The following is an 18,264-nucleotide window of genomic DNA, read 5'->3' as shown; positions in this document are numbered from 1 at the left end:
AAATCTAAAATCTAAAATCGCGCAATCGATTGACGGCGGCCCCCATCTGCGGCTACGCTGTGAAATTAAGGTTGCTTTGCTTGCAGAGGAAGCGGCCCGCGTCGCCCAAAAATCTAGTTGCACTGCCCAAAGCTGTTACCAGCAGCAATGGACAGCTACCGCCAAACTGAGTAAGCAGTATGGAGGCTGATTGAGAATTCTAACATTCTCTGTAGCCGCCCTGCTCTGTGTTAACGTGCGGGGCGGCTGGGTTTTTGGGTTTTCCTAGAAAACCAAAAACCAGGAGATCATATTATGTCACAGGAATTCGTGCCTGACGATAACTTTTCCGCGCGTCCAAATGACGACTCAGCAGTATCCGAACAGGAAGTCGTGCGGATAACGGTTGTCGGTTCCCGCGCCGCCGTGTTAGAAACCATCCACACCTTGTACCGACTGGGATTTGCCGCCGTCGGGGATTGGAGTCCGCCCCAGCGAGGCGCACAGCCGGGACAAGTTATAAGCGTACTCATTCGCCGATCGCGCAAAGCCTAAAAATAGGGTGAAATACGGTAGGGAAACCGTGTCTTTCGTTGTGTCAACAATCGCCTGAAACCATTGATAAATCTAGGTTTTAGCTAAGTCTAGATCCCCCTAAATCCCCCTGATTGTTGGGGAGTAGGGGTTGACTTTGAGAAGACTCTTGTCCCCCCCTTCTTAAGGGGAGTAGGGGTTGGCTAGGGGGGATCTAGATTTAATACTCAAACAACAGTCTGTGATTGGGTTTGACGTTAAGTTGACACCAATGGCTTCTTGGAGTGTCCCTACAATGATTAATCTGGCGGAATAAATGGATTGTGTATTTTAGAACACGATTTGACCGCAACACTTAAAATAGTCTTGATTTACCGATCGACTGCACCCTTTTCTCATCAATATTTCTGGTTAGCTGGGGGTGTCTGTGGGCCGGAGTTGCTAGGTTCTGCTTCCAAAAGGCTGAGAATGGTGCACAATTTCAAATTAACAACAAAACTTGCACTTTTTTGAGTAAGCTTTTGGGGGAACAGCTTAGAAAGCCTGTTTCTAAGACTGATGCAAAATATCAAATTAATCCTCAACCTTGTCCAATTACTAATTACGAACCTATGCCCCGTCGTCAAGACTTAAAAAAGATTCTTCTCATTGGTTCCGGCCCAATTGTTATCGGTCAAGCGTGCGAATTTGACTATTCAGGGACACAAGCTTGCAAAGCTTTGCGAGAAGAAGGTTTTGAAGTAGTGTTGGTGAATTCCAACCCGGCAACGATTATGACCGATCCGGAAACTGCCGATCGCATTTACATCGAACCTCTAACGCCGGCCATCCTCGAACAAATCATCGCTAAAGAAAGACCTCAAGCAATTTTACCGACTATGGGCGGTCAAACGGCGCTAAATTTAGCAGTTGCCGTCGCTAAAAATGGCGTTTTAGAAAAATACAACGTCGAGTTGATTGGTGCTAAATTGCCAGCAATTGAAATGGCAGAAGATCGGCTATTATTTAAGGAAGCGATGGCGCGAATTGGTGTCGCCGTTTGCCCTTCGGGAATTGCCAACACTCTCGACGAAGCCAAAGCCATTGGTCACCAAATCGGCAGTTATCCGTTAATTATTCGTCCTGCTTTTACAATGGGCGGCACGGGAGGCGGCATTTCTTACAATCAAGAAGAGTTTGAAGAAATGGCACAAGGCGGGATTGATGCCAGTCCAGTATCCCAAATTTTGATCGAACAATCTTTGATTGGTTGGAAAGAGTACGAACTCGAAGTAATGCGAGATTTGGCAGATAATGTAGTGATTATTTGTTCGATCGAGAATCTCGACCCGATGGGCGTCCACACCGGCGATTCGATCACCGTCGCCCCGGCGCAAACTCTCACAGACAAAGAATATCAGCGCCTGCGAGATGCTTCGGTGAAAATTATTCGCGAAATCGGAGTTGAAACCGGCGGTTCCAACATTCAATTTGCCGTCAATCCAGTCAACGGAGATTTCATCGTTATTGAAATGAACCCTAGGGTTTCCCGTTCCTCCGCCTTGGCCTCGAAAGCAACTGGTTTCCCTATTGCCAAAATGGCGGCAAAATTAGCGGTAGGTTACAGCCTAGACGAAATTTCCAACGATATCACCAAGAAAACTCCGGCGTCTTTTGAGCCGACAATTGACTACGTGGTGACGAAGATTCCCCGATTTGCCTTTGAAAAGTTCCCCGGTTCCGAACCGACTCTGACAACGCAAATGAAGTCAGTTGGGGAGGTAATGGCGATCGGGCGCAGCTTCAACGAATCCTTCCAAAAAGCCCTGCGGGGATTGGAAACAGGCCGCGCGGGTTTCGGCTGCGACAAACCGGAAAAGTTGCCGAGTTTGGAACAAATTCGCGCCGGATTGCGGACGCCAAATCCCGATCGCATTTTTACAGTTCGCCACGCGATGATGATGGGAATGTCGGTGGAAGATATCTTCGAGTTTACAGGAATCGATCCTTGGTTTTTGGATAAAATGCAGGAATTGCTGGAAACTGAGAAGTTCTTGAAACGAACGCGGTTGGAACAGTTGACAAAAGAGACAATGTTTGAAGTAAAGCAGTTGGGTTTTAGCGATCGCCAAATTGCTTACGCCACCAAAACATCGGAAGATCAAGTTCGCGCTTACCGCAAACAGTTAGGCGTCATTCCGATTTACAAAACAGTCGATACCTGTGCCGCTGAATTTGAAGCGTTTACACCGTATTATTATTCCACCTACGAAGCGGGTGCGGCTATTTGGGAATTGGGCGATGAAGAAAAGAAAGTTTCGCCTGTGGGCCACAGTCTCGCGCCGGAGTCGGAAGTTTTGCCTTCTACCAAGCGAAAAGTGATGATTTTAGGTGGCGGGCCCAACCGGATCGGACAGGGAATTGAGTTTGATTACTGCTGTTGTCACGCTTCCTATTCCCTAGGAGAAGATGGCTTTGAGACAATTATGGTCAACTCGAACCCGGAAACGGTTTCGACGGATTACGATACGAGCGATCGCCTGTATTTTGAACCGCTAACAAAAGAAGATGTTCTCAACATCATCGAAGCCGAAAATCCAGAGGGAATAATTATTCAGTTTGGCGGACAAACCCCACTGAAATTAGCGCTTCCTTTACAAAAAGCCCTCGAAAATCACCCCGATGTACAAACAAAAATTTGGGGTACTTCGCCGGATTCCATTGATACTGCTGAAGACAGGGAGCGATTTGAAAAGATTCTGCGCGAGTTGGATATTCAGCAAGCTGCTAACGGTTTGGCCCGTAGTTTTGAGGATGCTTTAATAGTAGCTCAACGCATAGGTTATCCGGTAGTGGTGCGACCGAGTTACGTATTAGGCGGCCGAGCCATGGAAATTGTTTATTCCGATACGGAATTGGAACGTTACATGACCTATGCCGTGCTGGTAGAACCCGATCATCCGATTTTAATTGATAAGTTTTTGGAGAATGCGATCGAGGTTGATGTCGATGCGATCGCCGATGTTACTGGCAATGTGACGATCGGCGGTATTATGGAGCACATTGAGGAAGCGGGAATCCACTCCGGCGACTCTGCTTGTTCTATCCCTTACCAAACACTTTCTGATGCAGCTTTGGTAACAATCCGTCGCTGGACTGTAGAATTAGCAAAATCCCTGAAAGTAATCGGGTTGATGAATATTCAATTTGCCGTTCAAGGGGAAGAAGTTTTCATTTTGGAAGCTAACCCGCGCGCTTCTCGAACAGTGCCTTTTGTCTCCAAGGCGATCGGAGTTCCCTTAGCAAAAATGGCCTCGCGAGTCATGTCTGGCAAAACTCTAGAAGCTTTGGGTTTTACTGAAGAGATTATACCCACTCATGTTTCGGTAAAAGAAGCTGTATTGCCCTTTGCTAAGTTCCCAGGAACTGATACCTTGTTAGGGCCAGAAATGCGATCGACCGGCGAAGTCATGGGAATTGACACCGATTTTGGTAAAGCATTTGCCAAAGCTCAATTAGGTGCTGGACAAATGATGCCGCTGTTTGGAACCGTGTTGGTTTCGATGCGCGATCGGGACAAACTAGCAGTTGTACCCGTTGTCAAGGAATTCTTAGAATTGGGTTTCCGAGTAGTCGCAACTCACGGGACACGCAAAGTTTTGCGAGAGCAAGGTTTAGAGGTAGATTTGGAATTGAAACTGCACGAAGGGCGGCCGAATTTGTTGGATTCGATCAAAAATGAGAAAATTCAACTAATTATCACCACACCTTCCGGCGAAGAATCCCGGGCCGACGGAATCTTTATCCGCCGCACAGCTTTGACTTACAAAATCCCGATTATTACCACAATAGCCGGTGCCAAAGCGACAGCAGCGGGAATTCGATCGCTCAAATCCCACCCGATGGAAGTAAAAGCAATTCAAGACTATTACCCGCAAGCCTAGACTGGGAAACACTCAAAGGTAGGGTGTGCAGGGCGCACTATTAGTGTCAACTGAAGCTTTTAGTCCGCCAGTCCTCCGGCTCACCCGGCAGTCCGCCAGGGAATGAATTCCCTGTCTGATAGCGAAAGTCCTCTCAAAGAGGACTGAAGAACTCATTAGTCTTCATAGCGAGGACTTTCGCTTTGAGGCTGTTGTTTCAAACCCTGCCGGACTGAGGGTTTAACGTTAAGTTCACACCAATGACCGCGCACCTTACCCTAAACATAAGGTGCGCGTCACCAAAACCTAATCTGCATCGGAATCCAAAACTCCGCTAGACAGCATCAACCTCGGCCAAACTAACAAGAAAAAGCCCATCCAAGCTAATAAAGGAATCGCGACTAAAACCGTTATCCAAACAGTTTTTAATAAAAACCAACTACCGCTAATCAGGCTAGTACCAGTTAAAAGAATCGACCAAGGCTGACACCACCAAGGTTTGTAACTCCAAGGACTAATAGCTTTTTGATTAGAAAGTTTATTATCAGAAATAGATTTCATATTTTTAGTAATTTTTTAGGGATAATAGTCTGGGTAGCTGGATTAACCGAAGTTAAACATTCATCACTTCTTCTGCTGTCAGCGTTAATTCTGGAAAAGTCCGCGACACAATTCGTTCGCTGCCTTTAAACGCGCTTCTTTGATAATTGCCATCTGCATCCAAAAGGTGAACCAATACAGTTGGAATTTTGGGATTTCCCAGAAATTCCCTGCTGCCAATTGCTAAATAATCGACAATCCAATACTCAGGAATTCCGAGGCGCCGATATTCGTCCAATTTGTCTATATAATCGTCCTCCCAATTTGTTGATGTTACTTCCACTGCCAGTTGAATTGGTTCCCGCATTGCAGCATAAGCAGAACGGTTCGATCGCCACAAATCGCGATCGATGACGCTGACATCCGGTCTCCGCCCTTGTTCGATGCCGGCTTTACTTACAGTTCTGATAACGGCTGTAGTGTTGACTACATAATTCAAATTTAGTCGCCGGATTTCATCGTTGAAGCCAAATAACAGGAAATTAGCAACATCATCATGATTTCTTGTGGAATTCATCTCTACTATTTCTCCATTTACCAGTTCATAACGTCCATCTTCTGGACATTCTACAAGGAATTGGTCAAAGGTTAATTGCTGTGTGACTGTTGCAATCATAAGATTTATCCTTATTTTGCAGTAATACTATTAGCCTATATTACCACAGGCAGGAAGAATTTTGTTTTTTTGACGGCAGACATCCAATTCTAAAATCTAAAATATACAATCAAAAATCAAAAATCGATTCACGTAAATGGTAAAATGCGATCGCCAGCGGGCAGATTGAGTTAAATATGTCACCTACTTGCTAGGGTAGAAAGTAACAAACCTAGAAATCGAGCCACTCCCAGGTCAACCCCGAACCATGAGACTAGACGAAGCCGTAGAATTTGCCGAAAACCCAGAGCCGCGCTGTCCCTGCGTCCTCCTGCTGGACACCTCCGGCTCCATGCAAGGCGCACCCATAGATGCCTTGAATGAGGGGCTGGAAATTTTTAGGAATGACCTAATTAAAGACGAACTAGCTAAAAAGCGAGTCGAAGTCGCGATTATTTCATTTGACAATCAAATCAAAATCGTGCAAGACTTCGTTACCGCCGACCAGTTCGAGACGCCACTGCTGACAGCTCAAGGACAAACCCACATGGGCGCCGGCATTCAGCTAGCATTAGATACCATTGCGGCCCGCAAATCGGAATACCGCAACAACGGCATTACCTACTACCGCCCGTGGGTATTTATGATTACTGACGGCGAACCTCAAGGTGAATCCGACGATGTTGTGGAAATAGCAGCACAGCGGATTAAAGAGGAAGAAATTAACAAGCGCGTGGCATTTTTTGCAGTCGGAGTGGAAGGTGCTAATATTCCTCGTCTCGCGCAAATTGTCGAGCGCACGCCTGTAAAATTGAGAGGATTAGACTTTAGAGAGATGTTCATCTGGCTGTCGGCTAGTATGCAGAGAGTTTCTCACTCAAAAATTGATGAACAAGTAGCACTGCCCCCACCCGGATGGGGAACTGTTTAGTCATTAGTCATTGGTCATTGGTCATTGGTCATTGGTCATTGGTCATTGGTCATTGGTCATTAGTATGTGACAAGCGGTAATGTGTGGTGTACATCGCCCTACCAAATTAGTAAAGTGTGGTGTGCATCGCCCTACCTAATTAGGGATAAATAAACCCGTCCAGACTTTGCATAGTTGTGAATTTACGAAGTTTTGAGTTAAAGAGTTATTAATGCAGAATTCATCCTTTAATTGGCAAGTTGTAGCGGCATCGGTGATAGGTACGAGCCACGAAAAACGATCGCAGCCTTGTCAAGATGCCCACTGCTGGCGTCTCTTGCCAAACGGTGTTTTAGCGGCAGCGGTTGCCGACGGTGCGGGCTCGGCAGCACTCGCAGAAGTTGGGGCAAAAATTGCTGTGGAAGCGGTTGTCGAAACGATTTGCCAGCAACAGGAAAGGCTGCCTCAAAATGACGATGAATGGCAGGTATTCTTGACAGCATCACTGCAAGTTGCGCGGGCGCAGGTGGAAGCAGAAGCGGCAGTGCGGGAAGTGGCTGCGAGAGATTTAGCCTGCACTTTAATTGCTGTTGTTGCTACGCCGGAATTAATCGCCGTTGCTCAAATCGGCGACGGTGCGGCGGTAGCAGGTGATAGTGCAGGAAATGCGATCGCCCTGACTGTACCCCCCTGCGGCGAATACATCAACGAAACTATCTTTTTGATTTCGCCGAATGCGATCGAAACAGCGCAATTTCAGGTACTCCGGGAAAAACTGCGGCACTTAGCCGTTTTTTCCGACGGCTTGCAAATGCTAGCTCTCAAAATCCCAGAAGGCACGCCACACAAGCCGTTTTTTGCGCCTTTGTTTCGGTTTTCTGGCGAGTGGAAAGAAGAGGAAGATGCGAAACAGCAGTTAGAGTCATTTTTGCGATCGCCCCGCGTTTCCGAACGCACCGATGATGACTTAACATTATTGCTAGCAACTTTTTCGAGTTCGGAGGCACAGGACAATTAAAAATAAACATTTTGCCACAGCCAATACCCATCTGGGTGAATTGGCGTCGATCTGCGGTTAAAAATTTCCGATTCTGAATTTTGCAACAAGTCTAATGCGTTCAACCTCATCAGCGGTGAAAATTTGGCGCGGTTCTATAATAAAATCGAGGTGTCAACAATTCTGCTTTAGTCTGTACAGTAGGTCGTCGTTTGCAAGCACAAGAGATTAAGGATAAGCTCAACTCCCTAATTAGCGCCGCAGATCCAATAGATCCGAGTTTGGCGAGAAGATTGGATGAAATCAATCGCTGGCTGAAAGATGTTAAACCCGGTTCGCTAACTGCTAAAAAATTTGTGATGGCTTTTTTGCTGCAGCTTATCCGAGATTCTCAGGTTTGGCTGGCAGTTCAATCTCTACCTTCGGAAAGAGAACAGCAAGCCGCGTTTGAGTTAATGACGCCGGGGGAAAGGTATTGGTACAGCTATCTATTTCCTAAATGGCTGAGCGAAAACGATCGCAAATTTTACATCTGGAAACAAAAACTCAAGGCCGGCCAATTCGATCCGGGTGATGATATCGTGATTCGTGCGATCGCAGCCCGAATAGTCGATCGCCAAGGCACTGTTTTGTATCGATATGTTGCAGATCTTTCTATGGCAACCGATTCGATCGTTAGTAGCCGCCAACAGCAGCCCCTCTGCATTCAAGTCACAACTCTTTCGGATGAATTCTCTGAACAAAAATATCATAATTGGCAACAAACTCTTCAAGATTGGGGGATTGACAGAGGATTATTTTTAAGTTATGATAAAAACGATGCAAATTTCCTGAATCAGTTAGTTAATATAGCATTATATAATAGTGATAATTTGCCCGCAGGTCGTTACCTCAAGTTCCCGTAAATCAAGCATATCTGCTGCTGAGAATAGTTCGACTGCTCCAAACTCTGTGAAAAAAAATTTGACTAACTCACATATTGCACAATTTTCGAGAAGGGCAACAGCCTAGTCCCCAGACAGATTCTGGAAAAGGGAAAACAGAGCAAGATTTTTCCTCCCCTTTTCTGTCTCCGGGAGGGGTTTGCCAGACACAGGCAAGAGGTGCTTGATACGAAGGCTAAGCAATGGGAACATTTACCGCAGCAATCAATCGGGTGAAATAACTAGCAAGTCTGCCTAAATTGAATTGAGATTTGATTTAATTGCGGTGAAATTGTTGGAAATAAAATCTAATTACATCAAAATCAAATACTATGACATTACAAGGTACACATACCGTTGAAAATAACTTGCAAAAAGTCTGGGAAGAACTGGAAGCAGCCAGAAAAATGCAGGATGAATGGATGAATTACGGGGTAGATTTTGTGGATTTGTATGTGGAAGATGCGGGCGGTGATTGGTTGGAAAAGTGGGGAAAATGTGAAGAAGAATTAGAGCTAATAAAAAATAAAAAGGTAGATATTGAAGCAGTCAAAGCAGCGATCGACATTTCCAGCTTTCAGCAGACAAAACTGCTGGAAATTGCCTTAAATTGCCGTTACTCTACCAGCTATTACTCCGATCGCCCGGAGGAGTCTCCCGCTTGGCAAGAGGTTAAGTACCAACGCCTGTCACTCCTAGGGGGAGCGATTTTCGGTGCTATTGTTACCGATTACCTCTACCGCGAATATCCAGAACTAGATCCCGATGCTATCTCAACCTTAAAAGCTCGTTTAGCAGAACCCAAAAAACTTGCGGATTTTGCACAAAATCTGAAATTCAACGAACTCAGTTGGCGCGTATGGAATGGGAGAGAAACAGAAGAAAGCGATCGCAATAGAGTTTTTTCTGAGACTTGTGAAGCTTTGTTTGGCGCGATTTACTTAGAATTCGATCGCGATTTTTTTCGTGCAGAAAACTGGCTGATTCAGCACTTGATTGAACCAAATGTTTGCCAGCATGGGGAGATAACTCAGCGGCGACAAACAGGGCCAGAAAACGAGGTGAAACGCCGGGAAATCCTGGGGGCGGATATTCTAGATGCGATCGCGATCGACTATTTGTACAACCGCTTTCCCGAACGCAACGCCAGCCAGCTAACTCGCTGGAAAAATATGTTAGTGGCCAAAGAGATTTTCCCCAAAGACTTTAAGGCAAAACTAGGCAGTCAGTACCTGGAGTTGAGAAGCAATTTCTCGCGTACCCGCGACTGGTTGGTGGATAACTTTATCCAAACCGCAGTTGACGAACTGGAAGAGGAAACAGGCGATCGACTGAAATAAAATCAAATTGTCAAAAAAATTGGGGAAACAGCAATGGTTACACAACTGCAATCTCCCGAAAAATCAAATATCATCTACCCCGACGATAACGGCGAACCGATGTCAAACAATACGGATCAGTTTCGATTAATTGTTTGGATTAAAGAAAACTTAGAATTGCTGTTTGCCGATGATCCAAATGTTTTTGTAGCAGGTGACTTGCTTTGGTATCCGGTGGAAGGCAATAACAAACTGTCTCAAGCACCAGATGTAATGGCAGTTTTTGGCATCCCCAAAGGATATCGAGGTTCCTATCAACAGTGGTATGAAAATGATATTGCGCCACAAGTCGCATTTGAAATTTGGTCGCGGGGAAATCGTCTGACTCCGATGATGCAAAAATTTCAATTTTACGAACGCTATGGTGTGGAAGAATACTATTTGTACGATCCCGAAAAATTGGAACTGATAGGATGGTTGCGGGCTGAGGGAAAATTAGAACCGATCGAACAAATTGATGGTTGGGTAAGTCCGAGACTGGGAGTGCGGTTTCAATTATCAGAAACAGGACTCGAAATGTTCGGGCCCTCTGGAGAACCGTTTAGAAGTTTTGTGGAACTCGATCGACAGATCCAGCAAGCCGAGGCGCGGGCCGAACAGGCAGAAATGCTGCTGGAACAAGAACGATCGCGATCGCAAGCTTTGGAAGCAAGACTCCGAGAAATGGGCATCGATCCCAATCAATTGTAAGCACAACTGCAAAATTGAACTATTGTGGAACAGGCCCTCGTAGCCTGTTGCTGAATTTTCCAGGGCGGGTTCTCCTGCCCAACCCCTACTCCCCACAATAAAATTGAACTATTGTGGAACAGGCCCTCCTAGCCTGTTGCTGAGTTTTCCAGGGCGGGCTCTCCTGCCCAACCCACAATAAAATAGAATTATCGTGGAACAGTCCCTCGTAGCCTGTTGCTGAATTTTCCAGGGCGGGCTCTCCTGCCCAACCCCTACTCCCCACAATAAAATAGAATTACGGATTTATCAGTGGGGTAGCTTTCTTTAATCTAAAATCCAAAATCTCAAATCTAAAATCGATTGATGCCCCCATACCCTAAGCGAATTCTATGCAGTTGCAGCGCCAATTTAGCGGACAACTGATTGCGATCGACACCAAAAACGCGATCGCCAGTGGGGGTGAAGGTCGCATCTACCCGATCGCCCAAGACTCGTCCCTTGTAGCAAAAATCTACCACAAACCGACAGACGAAGACGGCGACAAACTCACAGTCATGTTCAGTATGCCGCCGGATGCGCCGATCGCGGAACCCGGGCACGCTTCCATTGCTTGGCCGATCGATTTGCTGCATACTGTCGGCGGGCGAGAAAAAATCGTCGGTTTTGTGATGCCGCGCGTCAACAAAGTGATGCCGGTACACACTTTCTACACACCCAAAACCAGGCGCGAACAAAAACCGCTATTTAGCTATCTTTACCTCCACCGTACCGCCAGAAATCTCGCTTCGGCTGTAAATGCCCTCCACGTCAGGGGTTACGTCATCGGCGATGTAAACGAGTCGAACATTCTCGTGACGGATACGGCGCTGGTAACGCTGGTGGACACGGATTCGTTTCAAGTCCGCGATCCTTATACGGGTTACGTTTATCGGTGTCCCGTGGGGAAACCGGAGTTTACGCCGCCGGAGTTGCAGGGGCAGACTTTCCGCGATATCGATCGATCTCCAGAGCACGATTTGTTCGGTTTAGCGGTATTAATTTTTCAATTGCTGATGGAAGGTACGCATCCGTTTGCGGGAGTTTATCTCGGTAGCGATGAACCGCCGTCTTTGGAAGCGAGAATTCGATCGGGCCATTTCCCCACAGGTACGAAACGGATTCCCTACCGCCCGATGCCCGCTGCGCCTCCTTTTGAGATGCTGCATCCCCGACTGCGGCAGATGTTTATCCGCTGTTTTGAGGAAGGGCACGGCAATCCTGCGGCGCGCCCGGATGCGAAAACTTGGGTGAATGCGATTCGGGAAGCGGAAGATGCTTTAGTTACTTGCAGCAAAAACAGTCAGCATAAATACGGAAATCATCTCAGTCGGTGCCCTTGGTGCGATCGGGCAAAACTCCTGAAAGGGCGCGATCCGTTTCCTTCGCGGCAAGCAATCAGCCACGGATTGCACTTGCAGCCCGCGAAAACCAAGCGTAAAAAGCCCCAACCACCGCCTGTCGTGCCCAAGCCCGCAGTGCGTCGGCAACAGCCCGCCACGGGCCTGTCGCGCCCCATGGGCCAGTACGCAGTGCCGTTGCTACCGATGCCGATGTCTTCTCGGAGTCGGACTCCTGCGCCTCGGGTTCCCCTGGGCAAGTTTGAGCGCATTATTCAGGATGCTGCTTGGGGAGGTGTTTGGGGTAGTTTGTGTTTGGCGGCGATCGGGGGGATTTATTCGGCAATAGCTGAGGGCGGCAGTGCTATTTTGGGGGCGATTTTTGTTGGTTCGATTTGGGGCTGTTTTTTTGGGGTGATGTGGGGGGTTTTTACTTTGTCGCCGAATCAAATTTGGCGGAAGTGGGGGGGAGTTTTGGTGGGGGCGGCTTGGGGGGCTTTTTTGTTGGCGGCGATCGGCGGTGCGGTGTTTGGGGCGATTAATAGCACTCCGGGGATCGGGGAGAGGATTTTGGCTGGGGCGGGGGTTGGTGCTGTCTGGGGCTGTGTTTGGGCGAGTTTTCAGCCTCCTCTGGCGCTGCCGGTGGGGAGGGTGTGGGGCCGGCGGGGAGGGTATTTGGGGGCGGTCTGGGGCTCGTTTGTGGGGACTCTGGCTGGTGTTTTTTTGGGGGCTGGGCTGGTGGTTTGGCAGCAGTACGGTGTCCAGATGCGGCCGGTGGATGAGTTTGCGCGTTTGCTGCTGGGTGTGGCGATCGTGGCGGCTGGTGTCGGTTCTGTTGGAGGTGTGGTTTCTGGCGGTTTGTTGGGTTTTTGCGGGTTTGCGCCGAAGTTGCCGATTTCGTTTCAGCCTTCGGGTGTAAGTGGTGGGAGTTTGGGGGCGATTTGGGGTAGTTTTTTGGGGACTTTTGCGGGTGCTGTGTTGGGTGCGGGGGTGTCTGCGATGTTTCCGGCTGTTAGCGCTGGGGTGCCGGTGGAGTTGGGGCCTGTGGCGGGGGCGATCGTGGGGGCTGGTTTGGGGGCGATTTGGGGGGTGGTTTCGGGTACTGTTTGGGGGGCTTTGGGTAAGTGGTGATCGGTTGATGTCTGTTTTTGGGTGGAAAATGCGTCTATGAGTAGGTGTAAAAATCGAGGTGTTAAATTGGGGGGCTATAATGTAGATGCTGTAAGGGTTAGAGGCCCTTCAAGCAATAAAATGGTAGACGCAATCGCTGAAATCTATGCGGGACAAGGGTTTGAGGGCTGTCTGAAAAGTTGGGTATTGACAAGTCGAAGGCTGAAATGGTACTTTTGTTTTATGCAGACGCAAATGAACCTTGAAAACCAAATACAGCAAAGCCTCTGGAACGGGCGGCCGCAATTAACCAAACTCCCTATCAGGGATTGAAACACGCTTTTGGATCTACCTCAAGAACTCTCTTACTAGCCGCAATTAACCAAACTCCCTATCAGGGATTGAAACTTGATTTGTGCCAGCGCCACGAAAGGCACATCGAAATCGCCGCAATTAACCAAACTCCCTATCAGGGATTGAAACAAAGGTTACGACGAGCGCGGTCTAATAGTGAACGAGCCGCAATTAACCAAACTCCCTATCAGGGATTGAAACTGGATGACCTGATCCAGAAAAAAGGGATAGAAGCTTTCCGCAAGCCGCAATTAACCAAACTCCCTATCAGGGATTGAAACCGTCTAGATCGTGGAGGCCGGTGAAGTATCCGGGCGGGCCGCAATTAACCAAACTCCCTATCAGGGATTGAAACAACCGTCTGCCACCCTTCTTGATCGACCGCAAGGGCAACTTGGCCGCAATTAACCAAACTCCCTATCAGGGATTGAAACGTTTGCTCGAAAATTGCCAGATAGTCGATAAGCCGCAATTAACCAAACTCCCTATCAGGGATTGAAACATTGACATAAGTGCTGATGCGTTCACATATACTTCGGGCCGCAATTAACCAAACTCCCTATCAGGGATTGAAACTTTAGATTCCATACACTCTGTGGCTCCCATCAAGCCGCAATTAACCAAACTCCCTATCAGGGATTGAAACTGAGCAAGTCAGAAATTGAAAGCGATGTTACTTTGAGCCGCAATTAACCAAACTCCCTATCAGGGATTGAAACCAGAAAGCATTGCTGAACTTGCTCGAATAACCGGGAAAGCCGCAATTAACCAAACTCCCTATCAGGGATTGAAACTCGGAAGGAGGCGTCCCTCATGTATTTAGCGGAGGCTCGGTCAGGCCGCAATTAACCAAACTCCCTATCAGGGATTGAAACATCATCCGATTTAGACTTACTCGCACTGTCGGACGCGCCGCAATTAACCAAACTCCCTATCAGGGATTGAAACACCTCGACATTCCCGACTTGGCGGCTATTTTCAAAGGCCGCAATTAACCAAACTCCCTATCAGGGATTGAAACAGTCAAACCGGCTTGATCCAAACTGTCGATAACGGCCGCAATTAACCAAACTCCCTATCAGGGATTGAAACCACATTTATTAGCTTGGTTACATGGTACAGATAGCCAGCCGCAATTAACCAAACTCCCTATCAGGGATTGAAACCGAAGGATTATCGAAAAAAATCTTAGTTGTCATAGTGCCGCAATTAACCAAACTCCCTATCAGGGATTGAAACAATAATCCACTCGTAGCCCAAGCGATAATCTTTAAGCCGCAATTAACCAAACTCCCTATCAGGGATTGAAACCTTCCGAAGACGGAAACCAAGTTGCGGCACCATTTGCCGCAATTAACCAAACTCCCTATCAGGGATTGAAACCTTCGATCGCACTTTCTAAAGATTTGTGCCCAGCGCCGCAATTAACCAAACTCCCTATCAGGGATTGAAACAAAAAATGGCTGCCTAACACTAAGTATTACTTTGCCGCAATTAACCAAACTCCCTATCAGGGATTGAAACTGGCGATGAAGCTCGACTGCAGCAACTGCTGGAACTTGGCCGCAATTAACCAAACTCCCTATCAGGGATTGAAACACTGGATTAACGACCACCCCTACTTACTCATATCGCCGCAATTAACCAAACTCCCTATCAGGGATTGAAACCGATGTAACTAGCAAGTAAAATAATAGCAGAAACGGGCCGCAATTAACCAAACTCCCTATCAGGGATTGAAACCAAGATTAATCTTAACGATTTCGGCGGAACCGACTACAGCCGCAATTAACCAAACTCCCTATCAGGGATTGAAACCTAAGAATTTAAAAGCATGAAGTATATGGTCTACAGCCGCAATTAACCAAACTCCCTATCAGGGATTGAAACAATCCCGCCCCTAGCTGAAACCGGGCCGGCACCAAGCCGCAATTAACCAAACTCCCTATCAGGGATTGAAACATATCCTGTCTTAGGGAAGTATGGCATTGTAGGGCCGCAATTAACCAAACTCCCTATCAGGGATTGAAACTCGATCTGCTAGAAATGTTGATCGACTGGATGGCTGCGACCAGCCGCAATTAACCAAACTCCCTATCAGGGATTGAAACTACCGTTATTAAGATCGAAGAAGGCTTGTCGTCTGCCGCAATTAACCAAACTCCCTATCAGGGATTGAAACAATAAATTTCCCTGTCGTAGAGGAGACTTCGTTTGGCCGCAATTAACCAAACTCCCTATCAGGGATTGAAACCTTCACCCAATTGCCTGAAATCGCCGTGAATTGCAGCCGCAATTAACCAAACTCCCTATCAGGGATTGAAACCCGTTTGAAAAGTGGGCTTGGCAGCGAATCGCGCCGCAATTAACCAAACTCCCTATCAGGGATTGAAACGCAATTGAAGCAATCGAGTAAGACAGCCTCAGCCTCTTGCCGCAATTAACCAAACTCCCTATCAGGGATTGAAACGAAGTGCCACTCGGCATCTCGCCAGATGGCAAAGCCGCAATTAACCAAACTCCCTATCAGGGATTGAAACCGATCGCTATTCACGCGGGACGCAAACCCAAGGGCCGCAATTAACCAAACTCCCTATCAGGGATTGAAACGCAATGATTTGACCCGCAGATACTATGCTTCCTACCGCCGCAATTAACCAAACTCCCTATCAGGGATTGAAACAATACCAAAACCGCCACATAAAACGGCAACTGAAGCCGCAATTAACCAAACTCCCTATCAGGGATTGAAACTATATAACTTGCCGTCTATTCTTCTGTAACCGTACCAGGCCGCAATTAACCAAACTCCCTATCAGGGATTGAAACTGCTACTTTAGATTCTCCTGATTTCGTCAATCCTGATGCCGCAATTAACCAAACTCCCTATCAGGGATTGAAACGGATGAACTTTGTTGAAATTTGCAGCTAAGCAATTTTGCCGCAATTAACCAAACTCCCTATCAGGGATTGAAACTAGAGAAGCATTGAGTACACCCTCTCTACTTTCAAGCCGCAATTAACCAAACTCCCTATCAGGGATTGAAACTTCTTCAGTGGCGTGAGGATTGGCTACTTTTTCTAGTGCCGCAATTAACCAAACTCCCTATCAGGGATTGAAACACAAGCACCCGGCAGACGCCCCGAAGGGCGTTTCGGGCCGCAATTAACCAAACTCCCTATCAGGGATTGAAACGGGGATTGGGGGGGAAAGAGGGAGTGCAGAGGTTGGGCCGCAATTAACCAAACTCCCTATCAGGGATTGAAACTTCCGGCAACCATACCTGCACGTCGCCATTTTCCGGCCGCAATTAACCAAACTCCCTATCAGGGATTGAAACTTATAATTTCATCTAGTAACTGTCCCATTGTTACGCCGCAATTAACCAAACTCCCTATCAGGGATTAAAACCTCTGAAAGAGCAAAATACAAATTAAGTCACAACCAACCTAAATCCCATCTTTACTTAAGATGACAGTGACAATTCGGCTTTTCAATCAAAGACTCAACCAAAGCATTCAAAGCAACCGCCGCCAACAATCCGCCGCCAAAAGTTCCCACAGTCGTAATATAAGCAACGCCCGATCGCACTAACCGCCGTTTCGCCACCGGAGAATGACTAAAACCGATCGGCATTCCAACTACCAAAGCCGGTTGCAATTGCCCACACTCGATCGCCTCGCAAACCGCCATCAGCACAGACGGCGCATATCCTATCACCAATATACATCCTTTTTCCAGTTTCAACAACTTATCAAACCACTCACGCTGCTGCCAGAATTCCTGTTCCGCTTCCGCCGCAGCATTGATGTGCGGGTCATCAATTAAAGTTGCAATACTTGTTCCCAAATGCGCCAATCTTGTCCGATCCAAAGCAGCAAAAACAGGCGGCACATCAGCCACAATTTGACACTGATTTTTCAAAGCATCCCGCGCCGATTTAATCGCCGTTTCGCTCAACTTCACAAACGGCAGCAGCGAACAATCTCCGCAAGCTAACACCAGTTTAGAAAGCAAGTCTACCTCAATTTCCGAGCGATCGGCCAAATCCGGCAACAAAAGCTGCAACGACTCCCCAAAATCCTCCGGGTGAGTGTGCGCCCCCGCATCCCAACCCTCCCAAAATTGTTCCAACTCATCCCACCCCCCCTCAGTTTCCGCCTGCAACAGCCTTAATTGCGCCAATGCGTCCGCTTGCACCGCTTGACAGGAAATATCCCGTCCCAGCAATCCTTCCAGCGCCGAAGCCGTTTCTCTGAGGCGAACAATTTGCTGAATAACCGACAGATATTGCCGTTGCAGAGTCGCCATCAGCGCGTCAGGCGAAGCATCCGCATCAGTTTCTAACAGTTTGCGGATGTGAGACAGTTGAAAGCCTTGCTGCTTGAGTGCCACTATTCTTTGCAGCCTTTGCACATCGCTGCGGGTATACAATCTATAGTTAGAAGTCGATCGTACCGCCGGAGATAGCAGCCCCAAAGCGTGATAGTGTCGCACCATCCGAGGGGTAATTGTGCCTTTTACCGCTTCTGTAAGTTGTTTGATTGTCAGGTATTGTTGCATGGGATTTTGGGAATTTTGGGATTGTATATTTGATTCTCGAATTCACCCAGAGTCCGCTGGGGAATCAATTCCCACGCATTCACCCAGAGTCCGCCGGGGAATGAATTCCCCGCCTCATAGCAGAAGTCGGTTAAAACCGACTAAAACATTAAATTCAATTCTCAGCCATCTTCAGTCCTCTTCCAGAGGACTTGCGCTATGAGACAGGGAATTCATTCCCTGTCGGACTGTCGGACTCAACTATTCTTATTGCATGGGATTTTGGGATTTTGATTGTATATTTGATTCTCGAATTCACCCAGAGTCCGCCGGGGAATGAATTCCCCGCCTCATAGCAGAAGTCGGTTAAAACCGACTAAAACATTAAAT

Annotated in this window: 11 protein-coding genes and 1 CRISPR repeat array; of the genes, 8 read left to right on the top strand and 3 right to left on the bottom strand. The window is 47.4% G+C overall.

Features of this window, described 5'->3' with window-relative positions:
• Window positions 1–294 precede the first annotated feature (294 nt).
• Both QUA88_RS10625 and carB read left to right on the top strand, forming a co-directional pair.
• Window positions 295–534, top strand: coding sequence for a hypothetical protein (locus tag QUA88_RS10625; RefSeq protein WP_333054294.1), 240 nt, complete (start codon window positions 295–297; stop codon window positions 532–534).
• 590 nt (window positions 535–1,124) lie between these two features.
• A complete protein-coding gene (gene carB / locus QUA88_RS10620) occupies window positions 1,125–4,436 on the top strand; it encodes a carbamoyl-phosphate synthase large subunit (RefSeq protein ID WP_333054411.1) in 3,312 nt (1,103 codons plus the stop codon).
• Between the two features lie 285 nt (window positions 4,437–4,721).
• On the opposite strand, the gene QUA88_RS10615 is transcribed toward carB, so the two are convergent.
• Both QUA88_RS10615 and QUA88_RS10610 read right to left on the bottom strand, forming a co-directional pair.
• Window positions 4,722–4,976 (bottom strand): DUF6737 family protein, encoded by a 255-nt coding sequence (locus QUA88_RS10615; protein ID WP_333054293.1) that lies wholly within the window; start codon window positions 4,974–4,976, stop codon window positions 4,722–4,724.
• Window positions 4,977–5,028: 52 nt separating this feature from the next.
• Window positions 5,029–5,631, bottom strand: coding sequence for a Uma2 family endonuclease (locus QUA88_RS10610; RefSeq protein WP_333207916.1), 603 nt, complete (start codon window positions 5,629–5,631; stop codon window positions 5,029–5,031).
• A gap of 247 nt (window positions 5,632–5,878) precedes the next feature.
• Between QUA88_RS10610 and QUA88_RS10605 the strand changes: the two genes are divergently transcribed.
• The 6 genes from QUA88_RS10605 (at window position 5,879) to QUA88_RS10580 (ending at window position 12,998) form a co-directional block, all read left to right on the top strand.
• Entirely contained in the window at window positions 5,879–6,541 is a 663-nt protein-coding gene (locus tag QUA88_RS10605) for a VWA domain-containing protein (RefSeq protein ID WP_333054290.1), read from the top strand.
• A 211-nt stretch (window positions 6,542–6,752) separates the two neighbouring features.
• Complete coding sequence (locus QUA88_RS10600; protein ID WP_333054289.1) at window positions 6,753–7,538, top strand: PP2C family serine/threonine-protein phosphatase; 786 nt, start codon at window positions 6,753–6,755, stop codon at window positions 7,536–7,538.
• A 191-nt stretch (window positions 7,539–7,729) separates the two neighbouring features.
• Window positions 7,730–8,422 (top strand): hypothetical protein, encoded by a 693-nt coding sequence (locus tag QUA88_RS10595; RefSeq protein WP_333232934.1) that lies wholly within the window; start codon window positions 7,730–7,732, stop codon window positions 8,420–8,422.
• 350 nt (window positions 8,423–8,772) lie between these two features.
• Complete coding sequence (locus tag QUA88_RS10590) at window positions 8,773–9,780, top strand: ribonuclease III domain-containing protein (protein ID WP_333232936.1); 1,008 nt, start codon at window positions 8,773–8,775, stop codon at window positions 9,778–9,780.
• 33 nt (window positions 9,781–9,813) lie between these two features.
• On the top strand, window positions 9,814–10,509 hold the full coding sequence (locus tag QUA88_RS10585) for a Uma2 family endonuclease (protein WP_333054285.1): 696 nt from the start codon (window positions 9,814–9,816) through the stop codon (window positions 10,507–10,509).
• Window positions 10,510–10,880: 371 nt separating this feature from the next.
• The gene (locus QUA88_RS10580; protein ID WP_333054284.1) at window positions 10,881–12,998 is read left to right on the top strand and encodes a DNA-binding protein; all 2,118 of its coding nucleotides are present in this window, start codon (window positions 10,881–10,883) and stop codon (window positions 12,996–12,998) included.
• A 278-nt stretch (window positions 12,999–13,276) separates the two neighbouring features.
• Window positions 13,277–16,743: a CRISPR direct-repeat array (repeat unit 37 nt; unit sequence GCCGCAATTAACCAAACTCCCTATCAGGGATTGAAAC).
• 51 nt (window positions 16,744–16,794) lie between these two features.
• Here QUA88_RS10580 and QUA88_RS10575 read toward each other — a convergent pair.
• The gene (locus QUA88_RS10575; RefSeq protein ID WP_333054282.1) at window positions 16,795–17,895 is read right to left on the bottom strand and encodes a precorrin-8X methylmutase; all 1,101 of its coding nucleotides are present in this window, start codon (window positions 17,893–17,895) and stop codon (window positions 16,795–16,797) included.
• Between the last annotated feature and the right edge of the window lie 369 nt (window positions 17,896–18,264).

Origin of the sequence: Microcoleus sp. D3_18_C2, from assembly GCF_036702395.1 — a bacterium.
Classification (GTDB): domain Bacteria; phylum Cyanobacteriota; class Cyanobacteriia; order Cyanobacteriales; family Microcoleaceae; genus Microcoleus.
Note: the sequence above shows the minus strand (reverse complement) of the source record. Positions and strands in the feature narration are given on the sequence as shown.

Coding starts and splice junctions, on each gene's coding strand:
- QUA88_RS10575 (WP_333054282.1), bottom strand. CDS start 17,895: ATGCAACAATACCTGACAATCAAACAACTTACAGAAGCGGTAAAAGGC.
- QUA88_RS10615 (WP_333054293.1), bottom strand. CDS start 4,976: ATGAAATCTATTTCTGATAATAAACTTTCTAATCAAAAAGCTATTAGT.
- QUA88_RS10585 (WP_333054285.1), top strand. CDS start 9,814: ATGGTTACACAACTGCAATCTCCCGAAAAATCAAATATCATCTACCCC.
- QUA88_RS10580 (WP_333054284.1), top strand. CDS start 10,881: ATGCAGTTGCAGCGCCAATTTAGCGGACAACTGATTGCGATCGACACC.
- QUA88_RS10590 (WP_333232936.1), top strand. CDS start 8,773: ATGACATTACAAGGTACACATACCGTTGAAAATAACTTGCAAAAAGTC.
- QUA88_RS10625 (WP_333054294.1), top strand. CDS start 295: ATGTCACAGGAATTCGTGCCTGACGATAACTTTTCCGCGCGTCCAAAT.
- carB (WP_333054411.1), top strand. CDS start 1,125: ATGCCCCGTCGTCAAGACTTAAAAAAGATTCTTCTCATTGGTTCCGGC.
- QUA88_RS10605 (WP_333054290.1), top strand. CDS start 5,879: ATGAGACTAGACGAAGCCGTAGAATTTGCCGAAAACCCAGAGCCGCGC.
- QUA88_RS10600 (WP_333054289.1), top strand. CDS start 6,753: ATGCAGAATTCATCCTTTAATTGGCAAGTTGTAGCGGCATCGGTGATA.
- QUA88_RS10610 (WP_333207916.1), bottom strand. CDS start 5,631: ATGATTGCAACAGTCACACAGCAATTAACCTTTGACCAATTCCTTGTA.